Consider the following 15977-nt stretch of genomic DNA (forward strand, 5'->3'; position numbering starts at 1 on the left):
CGGGTGGGCGGGCGCGGCTACTTCTACTCCCCCACCGTGGTCTCCGGGGTACGCCAGGCCGACGAGATCATCCAGCAGGAGGTGTTCGGCCCGGTCATCACCGTGCAGCGGTTCACCGACGAGGACGAGGCGGTGCGCTGGGCCAACGGCGTCGACTACGGTCTGTCCGCCTCGGTCTGGACGCGTGACCACGGCCGGGCGATGCGGATGACCCGCCGGCTCGACTTCGGCTGCGTCTGGGTGAACACCCACATCCCGTTCGTGTCGGAGATGCCGCACGGCGGTTTCAAGCACTCCGGGCACGGCAAGGACCTGTCGGTCTACAGCCTGGAGGACTACACCCGGATCAAGCACGTCATGCACCACATCGAGGGCTGATCCCGTGAGCGCGAGGAGTGAGCCGGGTTTGCGAGCCCCGCAGTCGCGAACGAAAGACGGCACTGTGGTTTCCAGCGCGGAGCTGCACCGGCGGCGGGAGGCCGCCGTGGCCCGGGGCGTCGGCAGCGTCATCGACTCGTACGTGGACACCGCCAGCGGCGGCACGATCGTCGACGTCGACGGGCGGGAGTGGATCGACTTCGCCGCCGGCATCGCGGTCACCAGCGTCGGCAACGCCGCCCCGCGCGTTGTCGAGGCGGTACGGGCCCAGGTCGAACGGTTCACCCACACCTGCTTCATGGTCGCCCCGTACGAGTCGTACGTAACGGTTTGCGAGCAGCTCAACGCGCTGACCCCGGGCACCTTCGCGAAGCGGTCGGCGCTGTTCAACTCGGGTGCCGAGGCGGTGGAGAACGCGGTGAAGATCGCCCGGCACGCCACCGGACGGCAGGCCGTGGTGGTCTTCGAGCACGCCTACCACGGCCGGACCAACCTGACCATGGCGTTGACCGCGAAGAACATGCCGTACAAGCACCGGTTCGGGCCGTTCGCCGGGGAGATCCACCGGGTGCCGATGTCGTACCCGCTGCGCGACGGCGGGCTGTCCGGGGCGCAGGCGGCGGCGCGGGCGATCGAGCTGGTGGACAAGCAGGTCGGGGCGGAGAACGTGGCCGCGCTGCTGATCGAACCGATCCAGGGCGAGGGCGGTTTCGTCGTACCGGCGACGGGTTTCCTGCCGGCGTTGCGCGAGTGGGCGACGGCGGCCGGGGCGGTGTTCGTCGCCGACGAGATCCAGACCGGCTTCTGCCGCACCGGCGACTGGTTCGCCTGCGACCACGAGGGCGTGGTGCCGGATCTGGTCACCCTGGCCAAGGGCATCGCCGGTGGCCTGCCGTTGGCGGCGGTGACCGGCCGGGCGGAGCTGATGGACGCGGTGCACGTCGGCGGTCTCGGCGGCACCTACGGCGGCAACCCGATCGCCTGTGCGGCGGCCCTGGCCAGCATCGCCACGATGCGGGAACTGGACCTGGCCGCCGCCGCGCGACGGATCGGGTCGGTGCTCGCCGACCGGCTGCGGGCGATCGCCGCCCGCGATCCCCGGATCGCCGAGGTACGCGGCCGGGGCGCGATGCTGGCCGTGGAGCTGGTCCGGCCGGGCGGCCTGGTTCCCGACCCGGCCGCCGCCAGCGCCGTCTCGGCGGCCTGCCACGCCGCCGGCCTGCTCACCCTCACCTGCGGCACCTACGGCAACGTGCTGCGGTTCCTGCCGCCGCTGGTGATCTCCGACGACGAGTTGGCCCGTGGGCTGGACATCCTGGACGCCGCCTTCGGCTGACGTCCACGCCCCCGACCGCCGGTACGCTCAGCGCACCAGCTCGACGAGGTTGCGCCGGATCACGTTCTTGCCCGGCTCCCGCAGCAGCTCCATCGCGGCGGCGTTGAGCAGCACGCAACTACCCGACGGCCCGCTCACCGACACCGTCGCCACCTTCCCGTTGTCCAGGTTCGTCACCCGCAACCGTGTCCCCACCGGGAACCGGTCACTCGTCGCGGCAGGCGCACCGGCCTCGGCGGAGAACGTGACCGAGCCGGAGCAGATGCTCGGCCGGGCGGACGTGGTGTCGGCGAACCCGAATCCGGTCCCCACCGCGACCACCGCCATGGCGACCACCGCCACCCCCGCCGCCAGTACGTGCTTGCGCTGTACCTTCACCACGCCTCCCGTCGTCGCCGTTGCCTGCACCGCCTGGTACGTCCCGGACCCGCCCCCCGTTCAACCCAACCCGCCGCCATCCCGCACTTCCGCTGTCGATCAAGGAATTGTGATGGCCTTTCCCACCCTTTGATGCCGATTCCTGCCCGCCACAACTCCACGATCGACTAGCCGGGGGCGGGGTCAGGGGTGGAGGAGGTGGGCCCTCCCTGCCCGAGACTCGCTCTCAGCGGGGAGAGGGCCGCGAGACCCACACGGGGGGGGGCGTGAGACCCGGGCGAAACCGGGTGGGGTGGGGGTCAGCGTTCTTCCATTGCCCAGGGGGAGCCGTAGGCGGTGAGCAGGTCGAGGAAGGGGCGGGGTGGCAGCGCCTCCGGGCCGAGCACCCCGACCCCGGACCAGCCGCCGGTGGCGAGCAGTTCCAGCGCCACCACCGGGTTGACCGCGGTCTGCCAGACCACCGCCTGGTGGCCGTACTCCCGCATGGACCACTCGTTGTCGACCACGTGGTAGAGGTAGACCTTCCGGGGCCGGCCGTCGATGCCGGTGCCGGTGACGTACGTGCCGGCGCAGGTCTTGCCGCGCATCCGGTCGCCGAGGGTGGCCGGGTCGGGCAGGCTGGCGGCGACCACGTCGCGCGGCGAGACCTGCACACCGCGCACCGAGACCGGGGTGGTCGAGTCGAGGCCGACCTTGTGCAGGGCCCGGAGCACCTCGATGAACTCGTCGCCGAGGCCGTACTTGAAGGTGACCCGCCGGGCCCTGACCCAGCGCGGGATCAGCAGCACCTCCTCGTGTTCGACGTTGACGCACTCGACGGGGCCGATGCCGGCCGGGAAGTCGAAGACCTCCGGTTCGCTGAACGGTTCGGTGGTGAACCAGCCACGGTCCCGTTCCCAGATCACCGGCGGGTTGAGGCATTCCTCGATGGTGGTCCAGATGGAGAACGACGGGGCGAAGTCGTAGCCGTCGACGGTGAGGTTCGCGCCGTCACGGATGCCGATCTCGTCGATGTCGGTGAACAGTTCGTCGGCGGCGTACCTGGCGAACACGTCGGACAGGCCCGGTTCGATGCCGATCCCGCACAGCGCCAGCCGACCGGCGTCCGCCCAGGTGGTGGCGGCGGCGAACTGTACGTCGCCGAGCTTCACCCCGGTCTCGGTGTAGGGCCGGGCCGGGTGCGGGTGGGACAGCGACATCGCCATGTCCAGGTAGTCGGCCCCGGCGGCGAACGCCCCGTCGAAGATCGGCATGACGAAACGCGGGTCGACCGCGTTGAGCACGTGGGTGATCCGGTGTTCCCGGCAGAGCGCGGCGACCGCGTCCGCCGAGGCGGCGTCCACCCGGGCGGCGACGAACCGGTCGCCGTACCCGGCGACGGCCCGCTCGGCCCGGATCAGGTCGTAGTCGGCGACGACGACGGTGTCGAAGAAGGAACGGCGGGCGGCGATGGCGACGGCGGCGGAGCCGACCCCGCCGGCGCCGACGAGCAGGATACGCATCAGGAATCGAACCCCAAACCAAGACGATCGAGCGTACGGAGCCAGTGCAGACGCTGGTCGTCGTGCGCGTGCGCGTCGGCGCGGGCCGGCGACCGGCGGGTGAGGTTGGTGTCGGCGGCCGGACGGGGCAGGTCGGGGCGGTGGTGCGCATACCGGCCGGGCGTCGCCTCGGCGAGCGACCGGCCGGTATGCGGGAGGATCATGACGGGCCGGTCGCCCGTCGGCCGGGCGCGTCGGCGACCGGGAGCGCGGCCCGACGGGCCCGTCGACCGCGCAGCATGCTCAGCCCGACGAGCAGCAGGGCGATGCCGAACATCGCCGTGCCGATCACGTTGACCTGTGGGGGGATGCCCCGCTGGGCGGCACCCCAGACGTACATGGGGAAGGTGACGGTGGTGCCGGCGTTGAAGTTCGTCACGATGAAGTCGTCGAAGCTGAGCGAGAAGGCCAGCAGGGCGGCGGCGACGATGCCGGGCAGTACCAGGGGCAGGGTGATCCGCCGGAACGTCTGCCACTCGCTGGCGTAGAGGTCCATCGCGGCCTCCTCCAGCCGCCGGTCCATCCCGGCGAGCCGGGCCTTGACCGTCACCACCACGAACGACACGCAGAACATCACGTGCGCGATGACGACGGTCCAGAAGCCCTGCGGCACCCCGGCGGAGACGAACAGGGCGAGCAGCGAGGTGCCGAGCACCAGCTCCGGCGTCGCCATCGGCAGGAAGATCAGCAGGTTGATCCCGCCGCGCCCCCGGAACCGGTGCCGGACCAGGGCGAACGCCATCAGCGTGCCGATCACCGTGGACCCGACGGTGGCGAGGAACCCGATCTGCACGCTGCGGACGACCGCGTCGCACATCTCGGGGGTGGCGCAGGGCTGCCGCCAGTTGTCCAGGGTGAACTCGTTGAAGTCGTACGACAGCCGGCTGGACGGGCGGTTGAGGGAGAGGCCGGCGACCACGGCGATCGGCAGGAACAGGTAGCCGAGCACCAGCAGCGCGACGATCATCACCCACCGGTCGGCCAACCACCGCGACACCCTCACCGGAATACACCTCCGTTCGCAACTGCGGGGCTCCGCTGCGCTGCACTCCTCGCGCTCACAGCACTTCCTCCGTGCCGGCCCTGCGCAGGTAGACGAAGACCACCGCGAGGATCGCCGCCATCAGCAGGAAGGACAGGGCGGCGCCCTGCGGGTAGTCCAGCCGGACCAGGAACGCCGAGTCGATGACGTTGCCGATCATGTACTCGTTGGGGGTGCCGAGGAGTTCGGCGTTGATGTAGTCACCGGTGGCCGGGATGAAGAACAGCAGCGTGCCGGCGATCAGGCCGGGCATCGACAGCGGCAGGGTGACCCTGCGGAAGGCGCGCAGCGGGCCCGCGTACAGGTCGCTGGCCGCCTCCAGCAGTCGGCGGTCGAGCCGCTCCAGGCTCGCGTACAACGGCAGCACCAGGAACGGCAGGAAGTTGTACGTCAACCCGAGCACCACCGCGACGGGGGTGGCGAGCAGCCGCCCGTCGGGGCCGAGCAGGTGGACGTCGCGCAGCAGCCCGACCAGCGCGCCGTTGTCCGACAGGATGGTCTTCCAGGCCAGGGTGCGCACCAGGAAACTGGTGAACATCGGGGCGACCACGCAGACCAGCAGCAGGTTCTTCCACCGGCCGGCCTTCTGCGCGATCGCGTACGCCAGCGGGTAGCCCATCAGCAGGGCCAGCACCAGCGCCGCCCCGGCGTAGCCGAACGACCTGGCGAACTGCGGCGCGTACGCCTGCAACGCCTCCGGATAGTTGCCGAACGCCCAGGTCAGCGCGTACCCGGTGGAGAGCGAACCGGTCGGGTCGTAGAGGCTGGCGGCGGCGAGCTGCACCAGCGGCACGACGAAGAACAGCACCAGCCAGGCCGCCCCCGGCAACAGCAGCAGGTACGGCAGCAACCGGTGCCGGCCCGGCCGGGCCGGTGGGGCCGCCCCCGACGCGGGCACCCCGCCGCCGAGCTGCGCCAGGGCGGTCACGACGGGACCTTGACCGGCTCGTCGAGCAACGGCGTGGTGCGGTCGTCCTGGCCCGGCTCGCGGGGCAGCAGGAAGGCGTGCCGGGGGTCCCAGTGCGCCACCACGGACGTGCCGACCGGGTGCTGCCGGCCGACGCCGCTGTTCGCCGCGAACGCGGACAGTTCACTGCCCCACCCGGTGCGCACCAGGTACTGCGTGCTCACCCCCACGTACGACGCGTCGGTGATCACCCCTTCGACGTGCTGGTGGCCGGCGGGCACCTCGTCGGCGGTCTCGGCCAGGTGCAGTTTCTCGGGACGTACCCCCAGGTAGACCGGGCCCCGGTCGACGCGGGCGCGGTCGACGGGCACCGAGAAGCGCGCGCCGTGCGCGGTGACCGGCACCTCGGGCCCGGCCGGGCCGGCGGCGTCGGCGGCGAGCAGGTTGGACTGGCCGAGGAAGTTCGCCACGAACGCGGTCGCCGGGTACTCGTAGAGTTCGGCGGGCGCGCCGAGCTGTTCGATCCGCCCGGCGTTCATCACCGCAACCGTGTCGGCCATCGTCATGGCCTCCTCCTGGTCGTGGGTGACGTGCACGAAGGTGATGCCGACCTCGGTCTGGATGCGTTTCAGCTCGATCTGCATCTGCCGGCGCAGCTTCAGGTCGAGCGCGCCGAGCGGCTCGTCGAGCAGCAGCACCTGCGGGTGGTTGATCAGGGCGCGGGCCAGCGCGACCCGCTGCTGCTGGCCACCGGAGAGCTGCGCGGGGCGACGTCTGCCGAACCCGTCGAGCTGGACCAGCGACAGCATCTGCCGGACCTGGCCGTCGACCTTGCGGATGCCGCGCCGCCGCAGCCCGAAGGCCACGTTCTCGGCGATGTCCAGGTGCGGGAAGAGCGCGTAGCTCTGGAAGACCGTGTTGACCGGCCGCTTGTACGGCCGCAGCCGGCTGATGTCCCGGTCGCCGAGGAGCACCTGCCCGCTGGTCGGTTCCTCCAGCCCGGCGATCATCCGCAGGGTGGTCGTCTTGCCGCAGCCGGACGCCCCGAGCAGGGCGAAGAAGGACCCCTGCGGGACGGTCAGGCTGAGGTCGTCGACGGCGGTGAAGATGCCGAACCGTTTGGTCAGGTGGGTCAGCCGCAGGTCACCGGCGGGTGCCTCGTTCGCCATCCCGCTCACGCCCCGATGACCTGCTGGAACTTGGACTCGTATTCCTTTTCCTGTTTCTCGTCCAGGGCCATGAAGACCTTGGACTTCGCCAGCAGGGCGTCGTCCGGGAAGATCAGCGGGTTGGCGGCCAGCTCCGGGTCGATCTTCTCCATCTCGGCCTGGGCGCCCTTGACCGGGCAGATGTAGTTGACGTACGCGGCGAGCTTCGCCGCCACCGCCGGCTGGTAGTAGTAGTTGATCAGCTCTTCGGCGTTGCCCCGGTGGGTGGCCTTGTTGGGCACCAGCATGTTGTCGCTGAACAGCATCACCCCCGAGTCCGGCGCGACGAACCTGATTTTGGGGTTGTCGCCGGCCAACTGGATCACGTCGCCGGACCAGCCGACACACGCGGCGATGTCGCCCTTGGCCAGGTCGGGGGCGTAGTCGTTGCCGGTGAACCGGCGGATGTGCTTCGACTCGACGGCCTTACGCAGCTTGGTGAGGGCGTCGTCGAACTGGGCGGCGGTGAAGTTCGACGGGTCGTGCCCGTTGGACTGGAGCAGCAGGCCCATGGTGTCCCGCATCTCCGACAGGGCGGTCACCTTGCCCTTGAGGTCGGAGCGGGTGAGCAGCTCGTCGACGGTGCGGATCTCCCCGGTGACGGCGCCGTTGTAGGCCAGCCCGGCGAGGCCGGACTGCCACGGGATGGCCACCCGGTTCTCCTGGTCGAAGGAGCGCCCGCGCAGCGACGGCAGCAGGTTGGCCGCCACGTTCGGCAGCTTGGCCGGGTCGAGTTTCTGGATCCAGCCGAGCCTGATCATCCGGGCGGCCATCCAGTCGGTGAGGACGATGATGTCCCGCCCGGTGCTCTGACAGCCGGCCAACTGGTTCTGCACCTTGCCGAAGAACTCGTTGTTGTCGTTGATGTCCTCGGTGTAGGTCACCTGGATGCCGCTGGCGGCGACGAACGCGTCGAGGCTGGGCCGCTTCGCGGCGTCCTTGTCGTCCACGTCCATGTACTGCGGCCAGTTGGAGAAGGCGAGGGTCTTCTCCGTGGCGGACAGGTCGTCGCTCTTGCAGCCGGCTTCGGTCTGGGTGGCCGCCTTGGTGCCGCAGCCGGTGAGGCTGCCGCCCGTGGCGAGCAGGGCGGCCGATCCGAGGGTGCCGGTGAGCAGTCCACGCCGGGTGAGGGGCCGGAGGGGAGTACGCATGTGACGACTCCTAGGGGTCGTCCGACGGCGGCGGGGACGGGGGTGCGGCGCCGGCGGGAGGGTCGGGTGCCTGAGACGACTGATCCTGGCATGAGGTCACCGCCCCCACAAGGGATTCCGTTGCTGGAATAGGCTGTGACGACGAATTACGCCAGCATGCGCGGGTGGCACTAGGCTCGACCCGGGGGAAACGGACATGGGGAGCGAACGATGACGATCCGGCAGCAGGAGCACGGCACCGGCGGGCGACGCGTCGCGGTGCGTGAGGGGGCCAGCCACGCGCTGTTGGACGACGTGGCGAAGCAGATCATCGAACAGTTGCAGGAGGACGGCCGCCGGCCGTACGCGACGATCGGCAAGGCGGTCGGGCTCTCCGAGGCGGCCGTCCGCCAGCGGGTGCAGCGGCTGCTCGACGCCGGGGTGATGCAGATCGTCGCGGTGACCGACCCACTCCAGCTCGGCTTCCCCCGCCAGGCCATGATCGGCCTGCGTACCGACGGCGATCTGGAGGCCGTCGCCGACCGGCTGGCCGGGTTCGACGAGATCGACTACGTGGTGATCACCGCCGGCTCGTTCGACCTGCTCGCCGAGGTGGTCTGCCGCAACGACGCCCACCTGCTGGAGATCCTGCAACGGCTGCGGTCGGTGCCCGGGGTGCTCGCCACCGAGGCGTTCGTCTATCTCAAGCTCCGCAAGCAGACCTACAGCTGGGGTACGGCCTGAGCCCCACCTCTTGATCCACACCCGTGGGCCGCACCAGCGGCATCCCCGCACCCGGACCCCGCCACGGGGCCGACATCAAGTCGGTCACCCGACCCGACCGGCCACGAGATCCAGCGAGTGCGGAATCCGTCGCCTTTCAACCATACTCCCGCCGAATCCGTCGCCACCAACCCGAACAAGGCTTGCATTTCGCGGCGAGGCTGTGGGATAACCGAGGGCAGAGCGGCCGGTGTCCCCTCCTGACCCGGCCCGAGACCCGATGGGGCTGACATGGCCGACGCCACCGACCACCTCTGGATGCACTTCACCCGGATGGCCAGCTACGCCGCCGGGGAGGTGCCGACCATCGTGCGCGGCGAGGGCGCGTACGTCTGGGACGCGCAGGGCCGCCGCTACCTGGACGGGCTCGCCGGGCTGTTCGTCGTCAACGCCGGGCACGGGCGCACCGAGCTGGCCGAGGCCGCCGCGAAGCAGGCCGGCGAGCTGGCGTACTTCCCGCTGTGGTCGTACGCCCACCCGAAGGCCGTCGAGCTGGCCGAGAAGATCGCCTCGCTGACGCCCGGCGACCTCAACCGGGTCTTCTTCACCACCGGCGGCTCGGAGGCCGTCGAGGCGGCGTGGAAGCTGGCCCGCGCCTACTTCAAGCGCACCGGCAGGCCGACCAAGCACAAGGTGGTCAGCCGCCACCTCGCCTACCACGGCACCTCGATGGGCGCGCTGTCGATCACTGGGCTGCCCGGCATCAAGACCGACTTCGAGCCGTTGGTGCCCGGCGGGATCAAGGTGCCGAACACCAACTTCTACCGGGCCCCCGAGCACGGCGACTCGCCCGAGGCGTTCGGCGTCTGGGCCGCCGCCGAGATACGCCGGGCCATCGAGCGGGAGGGGCCGGACACCGTGGCGGCGGTGTTCCTGGAGCCGCTGCAGAACTCCGGCGGCTGCTTCCCGCCGCCGCCCGGCTACTTCCAGCGGGTACGCGAGATCTGCGACGCGTACGACGTGCTGCTCGTCTCCGACGAGGTGATCTGCGCCTGGGGGCGGCTCGGCGAGTACTTCGGTGCCGCCCGGTACGGCTACCAGCCCGACATCGTCACCACCGCCAAGGGCATCACCTCCGGCTACGCCCCGCTCGGCGCGATGATCGCCAGCGACCGGCTGATGGAACCCTTCCTCACCGAGACCGGCATGTTCGCCCACGGGGTGACCTTCGGCGGCCACCCGGTGTCCTGCGCGGTGGCCCTGGCCAACCTGGAGGTGTTCGCCCGGGAGGACCTGGTCGGCCACGTCCGGGCCAACGAGGACGCCTTCCGGTCCACCCTGGAGAAGCTCACCGACCTGCCGATCGTCGGCGACGTCCGGGGTGACGGCTACTTCTACGGCATCGAGCTGGTCAAGGACAAGGCGACGAAGGCCACCTTCGACGAGGCCGAGTCGGAGCGGCTGCTGCGCGGCTTCCTGTCCTCGGCACTGTTCGCGGCCGGGCTCTACTGCCGGGCCGACGACCGGGGTGACCCGGTGGTCCAGCTCGCCCCGCCGCTGATCGCCGGGCAGGAGCAGTTCGACGAGATGGAGCAGATCCTGCGCGCCGTCCTCACCGAGGCGTGGTCCCGCCTGTAGACCACCGGCGCTCTCCCCCGGAGCCGCACATGCGCTACCAGGAACTGTCCCACTGGCTGTCCACCGTGGACGACCCGTTGACCCCGCGGCCGGCGTTGCCCGGCGACACCGACGCCGACGTGGTGGTCGTCGGTGCCGGCTACACCGGACTGTGGACGGCGTACTATCTCGCCCGCGCCGATCCGACGCTGCGGATCGTCGTGCTGGAGGCCGAGATCGCCGGCTACGGCGCGTCCGGGCGCAACGGCGGGTGGTGCTCGGCGCTGTTCCCGACCGCGCTGCCGGCGCTGGCCCGTCGGCACGGCCCGGCGTCGGCGCTGGCGATGCAGCGGGCCATGCACGACACCGTCGCCGAGGTCGGTCGGGTGGTAGTCGCCGAGGGGATCGACTGCGACTGGCGGCACGGCGGGACGGTGCTGCTGGCCCGGACCGACGTGCAGCTCGGCCGGGCCCGGGCCGCCGTCGCCGAGGCCCTCGAACACGGGCTCGACCCCGACGACCTGGTGCTGCTCGACGCCGCCGGGGCCGCCGCCCGGTGCGCCGCCGAGGGGGTACGCGGCGGCACGTACACCCCGCACTGCGCGGCCGTGCACCCGGCGAAGCTGGTCCGGGGGCTGGCCCGCGCGGTGTGCCGGCTCGGGGTGCGGCTGCACGAGCGTTCCCCGGTCACCGCGATCCGGCCCGGCGCGGTGGTCACCCCGCACGGCACGGTACGGGCGGAGGTGGTCGTACGGGCCACCGAGGCGTACACCCCGGCGCTGCCCGGCCACCGCCGCACCGTCGCCCCGGTGTACTCGCTGATGGTGGTGACCGCGCCGCTGCCCGAGTGCACGTGGGAGCGGATCGGGCTGGCCGGCCGGGAGACCTTCTCTGACTATCGGCACCTCATCGTGTACGGCCAGCGTACGGCCGACGGGCGGCTCGCCTTCGGCGGGCGGGGTGCCCCGTACCATTTCGGCTCCCGGGTCTCCCCCGGCTACGACCGGGAGCCCCGGGTCTTCGCCGCGCTACGTCGGACGCTGGGGGAACTCTTCCCGGTGCTCGGGCCTGACGTGCCGGTCGAGCATGCCTGGGGCGGCCCGCTCGGGGTGGCCCGGGACTGGTCCGCCTCGGTCGGGCTGGACCGGTCGACCGGGCTGGCCTGGGCCGGCGGCTACGTCGGCGACGGGGTGGGGACGAGCAACCTGGCCGGCCGTACCCTCGCCGACCTGGTCCGGGGCGTTGCGTCGGAGCTGACGGCGTTGCCGTGGGTGGGCCACCGCTCCCCCCGCTGGGAGCCGGAACCGCTGCGCTGGCTGGCGATCAACGCCGGTCTCCGGGTGATGTCCTCGGCCGACGAGGTCGAACGCCGCACCGGCCGCCCGGCCCGCCGCGCCACCGCCCTCTCCCCCCTCCTCGGCCACTGACCCGCACCGCCTCCCCTCCCCACCCGCCCGCTCCCCCACCGCTGACGCCCCGGTGATCAAGAGGTTCGCGTCACGGTCGAGCGTCAGACTGACGCAGACCTCTTGATCACCGGGGAGAGCCGGGGGCGGAGGGGGCCGGGGCAGCGGGGGGAGGGGGTTAGTGGTTGGGGGGGATTACGCGGAGGTGGCCTCGGCGGCCGGTGGGCGGGGTCTGGGGGTTGGGGTGGTGGGGGTCGTGGTCGTCCTGGGGCGGGCGGGGGGCGACCGGGCGGGCCGCCTCGCGGACGGCTTCGGCCAGGGCGACCAGGTCGTCGGTGGTGGGCGGCGGCGGTTCGAACTCGCCCTCGTGCCGGACGACGTCCCAGCCCCGGGGGGCGGTCAGGCTCCGCGCGTGCTGCTCACACAGGTCGTACGTGTGCGGCTCGGCGAATGCCGCCAGCGGGCCCACCACCGCCGTCGACTCGTTGTAGACATAGGTCAATGTGGCGACCGCTTGCCGGGGGCAGCCGTTACGGGAGCAGCGCCGTGGTGACCTCACGTGCGGCAGGGTATCCCCATTACCGGGTCCGGCGCACCGGTTCGCTTTGCGACACGCCCGTCACCGTGATCACAATTCGCACCTGGTGCTTCCGCCGCGCCCGTCGGCGCGCGCCGCCACGGGCCGGGGCGGGCCGAGGGCTACCCTTTGGCTCATGACGAGCCCGGAACACCGCCGCCCCGGCTCCGGCCGGCGCAACCACCGCGACCGCCACGGACGTGGCCTGCGCGGGCGGCTGGTGCCGGCGACCGTGCCGCTGGCCCGGACCAAGGCCGAGATCTTCGACGACCTGGTGCTGGACACGGTGGAGACGCTGGAGCGCCGGTTCGCCACGGAGCTGGCCGGCGTCGAGTTCGCCGTCGAGGACGTCCCCCCGGACCTCAACGTCTACGACTCCGACGTGCTGGAGGACGGCGAGGTGCCGCTGGCCCGGTTGCTGCCCGGCCGGCCGGGTCGGCAGGAGGTGCCGCCCCCGATCGTGCTCTACCGCCGGCCGCTGGAGTTCCGCGCGATGGACCGTGAGGACCTGGCCGACCTGGTCCATGACGTGATCATCGAGCAGGTGGCGAACCTGCTCGGGGTCGACCCGGACGAACTGGCCTGACCGCCGGGCCGACCGTGTCCCGGCCCCACCCCGACCGGTAGCTCCCCCGTGGACACGGTCCCGGCCCTGCTCCACCGGCCCGACGTCGGTCACCCCCGCGACCCCCGTCGGGCGTGAGCCGGGCGGCCCCCACCGCCCCGGCTCGACCCGTCGGCTCAGGCGGCCCGCCGCTTGAGCTTGCGCCGCTCCCGCTCGGAGAGCCCACCCCAGATCCCGAACCGCTCGTCGTGCCCGAGCGCGTATTCCAGGCATTCCGTCTTGACCTCGCACCGCGAACAGATCCGCTTCGCCTCGCGGGTCGAGCCGCCCTTCTCGGGGAAGAACGCTTCCGGGTCGGTCTGCGAGCACAGTGCCCGCTCCTGCCACTCCGGCGCGTTTCCGAGCAGGTCGGCCACCTCAAGCTGGCCGTCCATCAGATGCCTCCTTGTCGCGCACCGACGTCACCGCCGCTGCAACCCCCCACGCGAAAGGCGTGCTTGTCCGTCCGGTCCCTATTTGTTGCGTTCCGCGCGAACAACCCCATCGAAATTACACGCGTGTAATGCGTGCGCCGTCAAGCCGAACTTGATAATGGAGTCGCCCTCCCGACACGTCGCCGGACGGTCACCGGACCACCCGGCCCTCGCAACCTGCCCTATCGATTCAGACCCCGGGCGAGTAACGCCCCCTCCGGCGAGTTGCCCCAGATTTCTGCCGTGGCGTCGCCGCCCCGGACGACACCCGGGAACGCCGTCGGACACTCCGTCCGACCGTCTCGCCAAGATCATGAGCATGGTGGGGGACAGGTTAACGCGGTTGGCCCCGGACCGCCCGTCCAGCCGGAAATGCCGACAGCGCCCCGTCCACAATGTGGACGGGGCGCTCGGGTCGGGATGCCGTGACGGCGCTCAGGTCGACCGGGATGGGCTGCTCGGCCAGACGAACTCGGCGATCGCCCCACCGTTGACGGAAATCGTTCCGGCGGGTGTCTCCTCGTCCCACCAGACGGTATAGAGACCCGCGGTCAGATCCGGGTAGACGGCACTGTGGAACACCCCGTCCCGGACGATCCGCTCCCGGACGGCGGAGTGCGTCCGCACCGCGCCGTCCTGGTCGACCCGGCTGATCTCGATCTCCCGACCGTGCAGATCACGTCCGGTGTAGATGATCAGGGCACCCATCTCCCCGCCGACGTCGAGCATCACCGTGCCGCTCTCCGTCGGCCCGTACTGGTGGTGATGGTGGTGGTGTCCGTTCACGCCACGCTCCGTCCGCTCAGGAATCCGCCGCGGGCGGGTTGTTGAACCCGTCGTACGGCGTACCGAGGAAGGGGAAGTCCCGCAGGAACGGCGCGGTCACGTCGGCGGCGCTCAACCCGGGGGTCACCGCGCCGGCCGCCGCATCCGGCTTGAACTTCTTGTCCACCAGCGGCACGGTCACCCCGGCCACCGCCCGCAGCGCGATGCTCACCACGTCGTCGACGACCCGGCGGCCGTTGGGGAACCCGGCCAGGTCCCCACCGAGCAGACCGAACTGGTTCGGCTTGCTGCTCGGCCTGATCGCCGTGTTCAACCGCAGCATGTCGGCCTGCACGTCACCGGTGAGGTTGGTGAAGCCGTCGATCAGCCCGGACGGGATGCCGGTCAGCAGGATGGCGAGCAGGTCGGCCCGGGGCTTCTTGGACTTGTTCAGCGCGTCCAGGTTGGGGAACACCCCCGGGTAGAGCACCGGCAGCAGCGCCGCCAACTCCGGCTGCTCGACGAACCGGGCGAACCGCTTGTCCTCGGTCGGCGGCAGCGTGTTCCACAGGTCCTTCTTGGACATCGGCACGATGACCTCGTTGAACAGCGGGTTGCCCAGCCGGGACACCTGGGTCCACGGGCCGACCGCCGCGTCCGCCGCGACCTTGTCGCCGAGCACCCGCACCTGCTGCCGGGAAGCGGTCGTCCACACCCCGATCGTCGAGGCCCGGTCACCCACGCCGTACCGGTTGGCCCGGCGACGCACCTTGCTCAGCGGCACCTGCACCGCGATGCTGTGCACGTTCATCCGGTCCACCGCGTTGACCGGCTCACCCTCGGCCTTGAACAGCTTCTTGCCGGCCACGTGCAACTGCTGGAACGGCCGCAACGTGCCCAGGTCGAAGATCGCGCCCAGGTCGACGAAGAAGCCGTCCGCACGCTGACCGGCGAACACCTTCTCCCCCGTCGACAGCTTGAACGTCGCCTGCCGGACCAGGTCGTTGTACTTGGGGATGGACAGCGGCCCGACGTTGCACGGCGGGCAGGGCAGCTTGTGTGCGAGCACGTGCTCCTTGCCGTCGGTGACCCGGGTCAGCTTGTAGAACTGCCGCCGGTTCCAGTTCTTGCTGTCCAGCGAGTCGATCGGGCCGGTGTTGTAGAGAAAACTGTTCTGGTTCGTGATCTCGGTACGGAATTCGAACCGGTAGGTCACGTCGGGATGGCCGTCACCGTCGTTGTCGATATGGATCTCGTACCGCACGTCGTCGCCGAACTCGAAGAAGTTCGGGCCACCCGAGGGGAGCTGCAACGGCACGTAGTTGGCGATCAACGTCACCGAGTCCGGCCGGTCGGGGCTGACGAAGGCGTACAGGTCGGAACTGTCGGCGACCGGGTCCTTGCTTATTTCCGGTGCTTCGCGGTGGGACGACATGGCGGACCAACCTTTGCGGAATCTTGAGGAATCAGGGCATGACGGACCGGGCGCGGGACCTGCGCCTGGCGGTGAAGGGGAAGGAACGCGGCCGGTCGACGCCGCGCGGCGGAAGCGGACGGGTCAGGCCGCCCGCTGACAGCGGTCGGGGCGGCCCGTCCGGACGACGGACAGGTCAGCCGCGCCCGGCGGCACGGCGCAGCCGGTCGGCCAGCCCCCGGTCGCGTACCTCGATCCGGGACGAACCGACGAAGACGTCCATCGTCCCCGACCTGGCGTCCCGCAGGTGGACCACGATCGGGCCGTCCGCGCCGGCCGCCGCCGGGGAGTTCTGCGCCACCGACACACCGGTGACCGTCAGGGCCGCCGCACCCAGCGTGGCACTCGCCGCGGCGGTCAGTGTCTGCCGGCGGGTCAGTCGCGGCCAGGAACGCTTCCGCACTTCGCTCGTCATGGGGAACCTTTCCTCCGGCGGCGCGTGAGCGCGCGCGGTGTG

The 15977-nt window shown here is 71.1% G+C and carries 18 protein-coding genes; 6 read left to right on the plus strand and 12 right to left on the minus strand.

Going from position 1 to position 15977, the window contains the following annotated elements; translation table 11 throughout:
• Together ACOJTC_RS19460 and gabT are read left to right on the plus strand one after the other, a co-directional pair.
• Positions 1-378 (plus strand): aldehyde dehydrogenase family protein (locus ACOJTC_RS19460; RefSeq protein WP_420117944.1); only part of this gene is annotated, 378 nt, incomplete at its 5' end.
• A gap of 64 nt (positions 379-442) precedes the next feature.
• Positions 443-1714, plus strand: a complete 1272-nt coding sequence (gabT, locus tag ACOJTC_RS19465; RefSeq protein ID WP_420117945.1) for a 4-aminobutyrate--2-oxoglutarate transaminase — start codon at positions 443-445, stop codon at positions 1712-1714.
• 27 nt (positions 1715-1741) lie between these two features.
• On the opposite strand, the gene ACOJTC_RS19470 is transcribed toward gabT, so the two are convergent.
• From ACOJTC_RS19470 to ACOJTC_RS19500, 7 genes are all read right to left on the minus strand, one after another.
• The gene (locus tag ACOJTC_RS19470; RefSeq protein WP_420117946.1) at positions 1742-2092 is read right to left on the minus strand and encodes a hypothetical protein; all 351 of its coding nucleotides are present in this window, start codon (positions 2090-2092) and stop codon (positions 1742-1744) included.
• A 299-nt stretch (positions 2093-2391) separates the two neighbouring features.
• Complete coding sequence (locus tag ACOJTC_RS19475; protein ID WP_420117947.1) at positions 2392-3594, minus strand: saccharopine dehydrogenase family protein; 1203 nt, start codon at positions 3592-3594, stop codon at positions 2392-2394.
• A complete protein-coding gene (locus tag ACOJTC_RS19480) occupies positions 3594-3797 on the minus strand; it encodes a hypothetical protein (protein WP_420117948.1) in 204 nt (67 codons plus the stop codon). The genes ACOJTC_RS19475 and ACOJTC_RS19480 overlap by 1 nt, the downstream gene beginning before the upstream one ends.
• Positions 3794-4636, minus strand: coding sequence for an ABC transporter permease (locus ACOJTC_RS19485; RefSeq protein ID WP_420117949.1), 843 nt, complete (start codon positions 4634-4636; stop codon positions 3794-3796). The genes ACOJTC_RS19480 and ACOJTC_RS19485 overlap by 4 nt, the downstream gene beginning before the upstream one ends.
• A 55-nt stretch (positions 4637-4691) precedes the next feature.
• The gene (locus ACOJTC_RS19490) at positions 4692-5594 is read right to left on the minus strand and encodes an ABC transporter permease (protein ID WP_420117961.1); all 903 of its coding nucleotides are present in this window, start codon (positions 5592-5594) and stop codon (positions 4692-4694) included.
• A 5-nt stretch (positions 5595-5599) separates the two neighbouring features.
• Positions 5600-6751 (minus strand): ABC transporter ATP-binding protein, encoded by a 1152-nt coding sequence (locus ACOJTC_RS19495; RefSeq protein ID WP_420117962.1) that lies wholly within the window; start codon positions 6749-6751, stop codon positions 5600-5602.
• Between the two features lie 5 nt (positions 6752-6756).
• On the minus strand, positions 6757-7941 hold the full coding sequence (locus ACOJTC_RS19500; protein WP_420117950.1) for a polyamine ABC transporter substrate-binding protein: 1185 nt from the start codon (positions 7939-7941) through the stop codon (positions 6757-6759).
• A gap of 210 nt (positions 7942-8151) precedes the next feature.
• Between ACOJTC_RS19500 and ACOJTC_RS19505 the strand changes: the two genes are divergently transcribed.
• From ACOJTC_RS19505 to ACOJTC_RS19515, 3 genes are all read left to right on the plus strand, one after another.
• Entirely contained in the window at positions 8152-8664 is a 513-nt protein-coding gene (locus ACOJTC_RS19505) for an Lrp/AsnC family transcriptional regulator (protein WP_145918000.1), read from the plus strand.
• 270 nt (positions 8665-8934) lie between these two features.
• Positions 8935-10281 carry an aspartate aminotransferase family protein gene (locus tag ACOJTC_RS19510; RefSeq protein WP_420117951.1) on the plus strand — a complete coding sequence of 449 codons (1347 nt, stop codon included), beginning with the start codon at positions 8935-8937 and terminating at the stop codon, positions 10279-10281.
• Between the two features lie 29 nt (positions 10282-10310).
• On the plus strand, positions 10311-11687 hold the full coding sequence (locus ACOJTC_RS19515) for an NAD(P)/FAD-dependent oxidoreductase (RefSeq protein WP_420117952.1): 1377 nt from the start codon (positions 10311-10313) through the stop codon (positions 11685-11687).
• A gap of 157 nt (positions 11688-11844) precedes the next feature.
• Here the strand turns inward: ACOJTC_RS19515 and ACOJTC_RS19520 are convergent, their stop codons facing one another.
• Positions 11845-12225 (minus strand): DUF3499 domain-containing protein, encoded by a 381-nt coding sequence (locus ACOJTC_RS19520; protein ID WP_194822950.1) that lies wholly within the window; start codon positions 12223-12225, stop codon positions 11845-11847.
• A gap of 154 nt (positions 12226-12379) precedes the next feature.
• Between ACOJTC_RS19520 and ACOJTC_RS19525 the strand changes: the two genes are divergently transcribed.
• Positions 12380-12829 carry a metallopeptidase family protein gene (locus tag ACOJTC_RS19525; RefSeq protein WP_420117953.1) on the plus strand — a complete coding sequence of 150 codons (450 nt, stop codon included), beginning with the start codon at positions 12380-12382 and terminating at the stop codon, positions 12827-12829.
• Positions 12830-12984: 155 nt separating this feature from the next.
• Here ACOJTC_RS19525 and ACOJTC_RS19530 read toward each other — a convergent pair whose 3' ends face one another.
• The 4 genes from ACOJTC_RS19530 to ACOJTC_RS19545 all read right to left on the minus strand — a co-directional run bounded on the left by ACOJTC_RS19530 (position 12985) and on the right by ACOJTC_RS19545 (position 15935).
• Complete coding sequence (locus ACOJTC_RS19530) at positions 12985-13242, minus strand: WhiB family transcriptional regulator (protein ID WP_007455784.1); 258 nt, start codon at positions 13240-13242, stop codon at positions 12985-12987.
• A 474-nt stretch (positions 13243-13716) separates the two neighbouring features.
• The gene (locus ACOJTC_RS19535; protein WP_204928306.1) at positions 13717-14010 is read right to left on the minus strand and encodes a phospholipase; all 294 of its coding nucleotides are present in this window, start codon (positions 14008-14010) and stop codon (positions 13717-13719) included.
• A gap of 73 nt (positions 14011-14083) precedes the next feature.
• On the minus strand, positions 14084-15481 hold the full coding sequence (locus tag ACOJTC_RS19540; RefSeq protein WP_204928254.1) for a DUF4331 domain-containing protein: 1398 nt from the start codon (positions 15479-15481) through the stop codon (positions 14084-14086).
• A gap of 175 nt (positions 15482-15656) precedes the next feature.
• On the minus strand, positions 15657-15935 hold the full coding sequence (locus ACOJTC_RS19545) for a hypothetical protein (protein WP_088642933.1): 279 nt from the start codon (positions 15933-15935) through the stop codon (positions 15657-15659).
• Positions 15936-15977 lie beyond the last annotated feature (42 nt).

The organism is Micromonospora sp. (assembly GCF_048594385.1).
GTDB classification, from domain to species: domain Bacteria; phylum Actinomycetota; class Actinomycetes; order Mycobacteriales; family Micromonosporaceae; genus Micromonospora; species Micromonospora wenchangensis.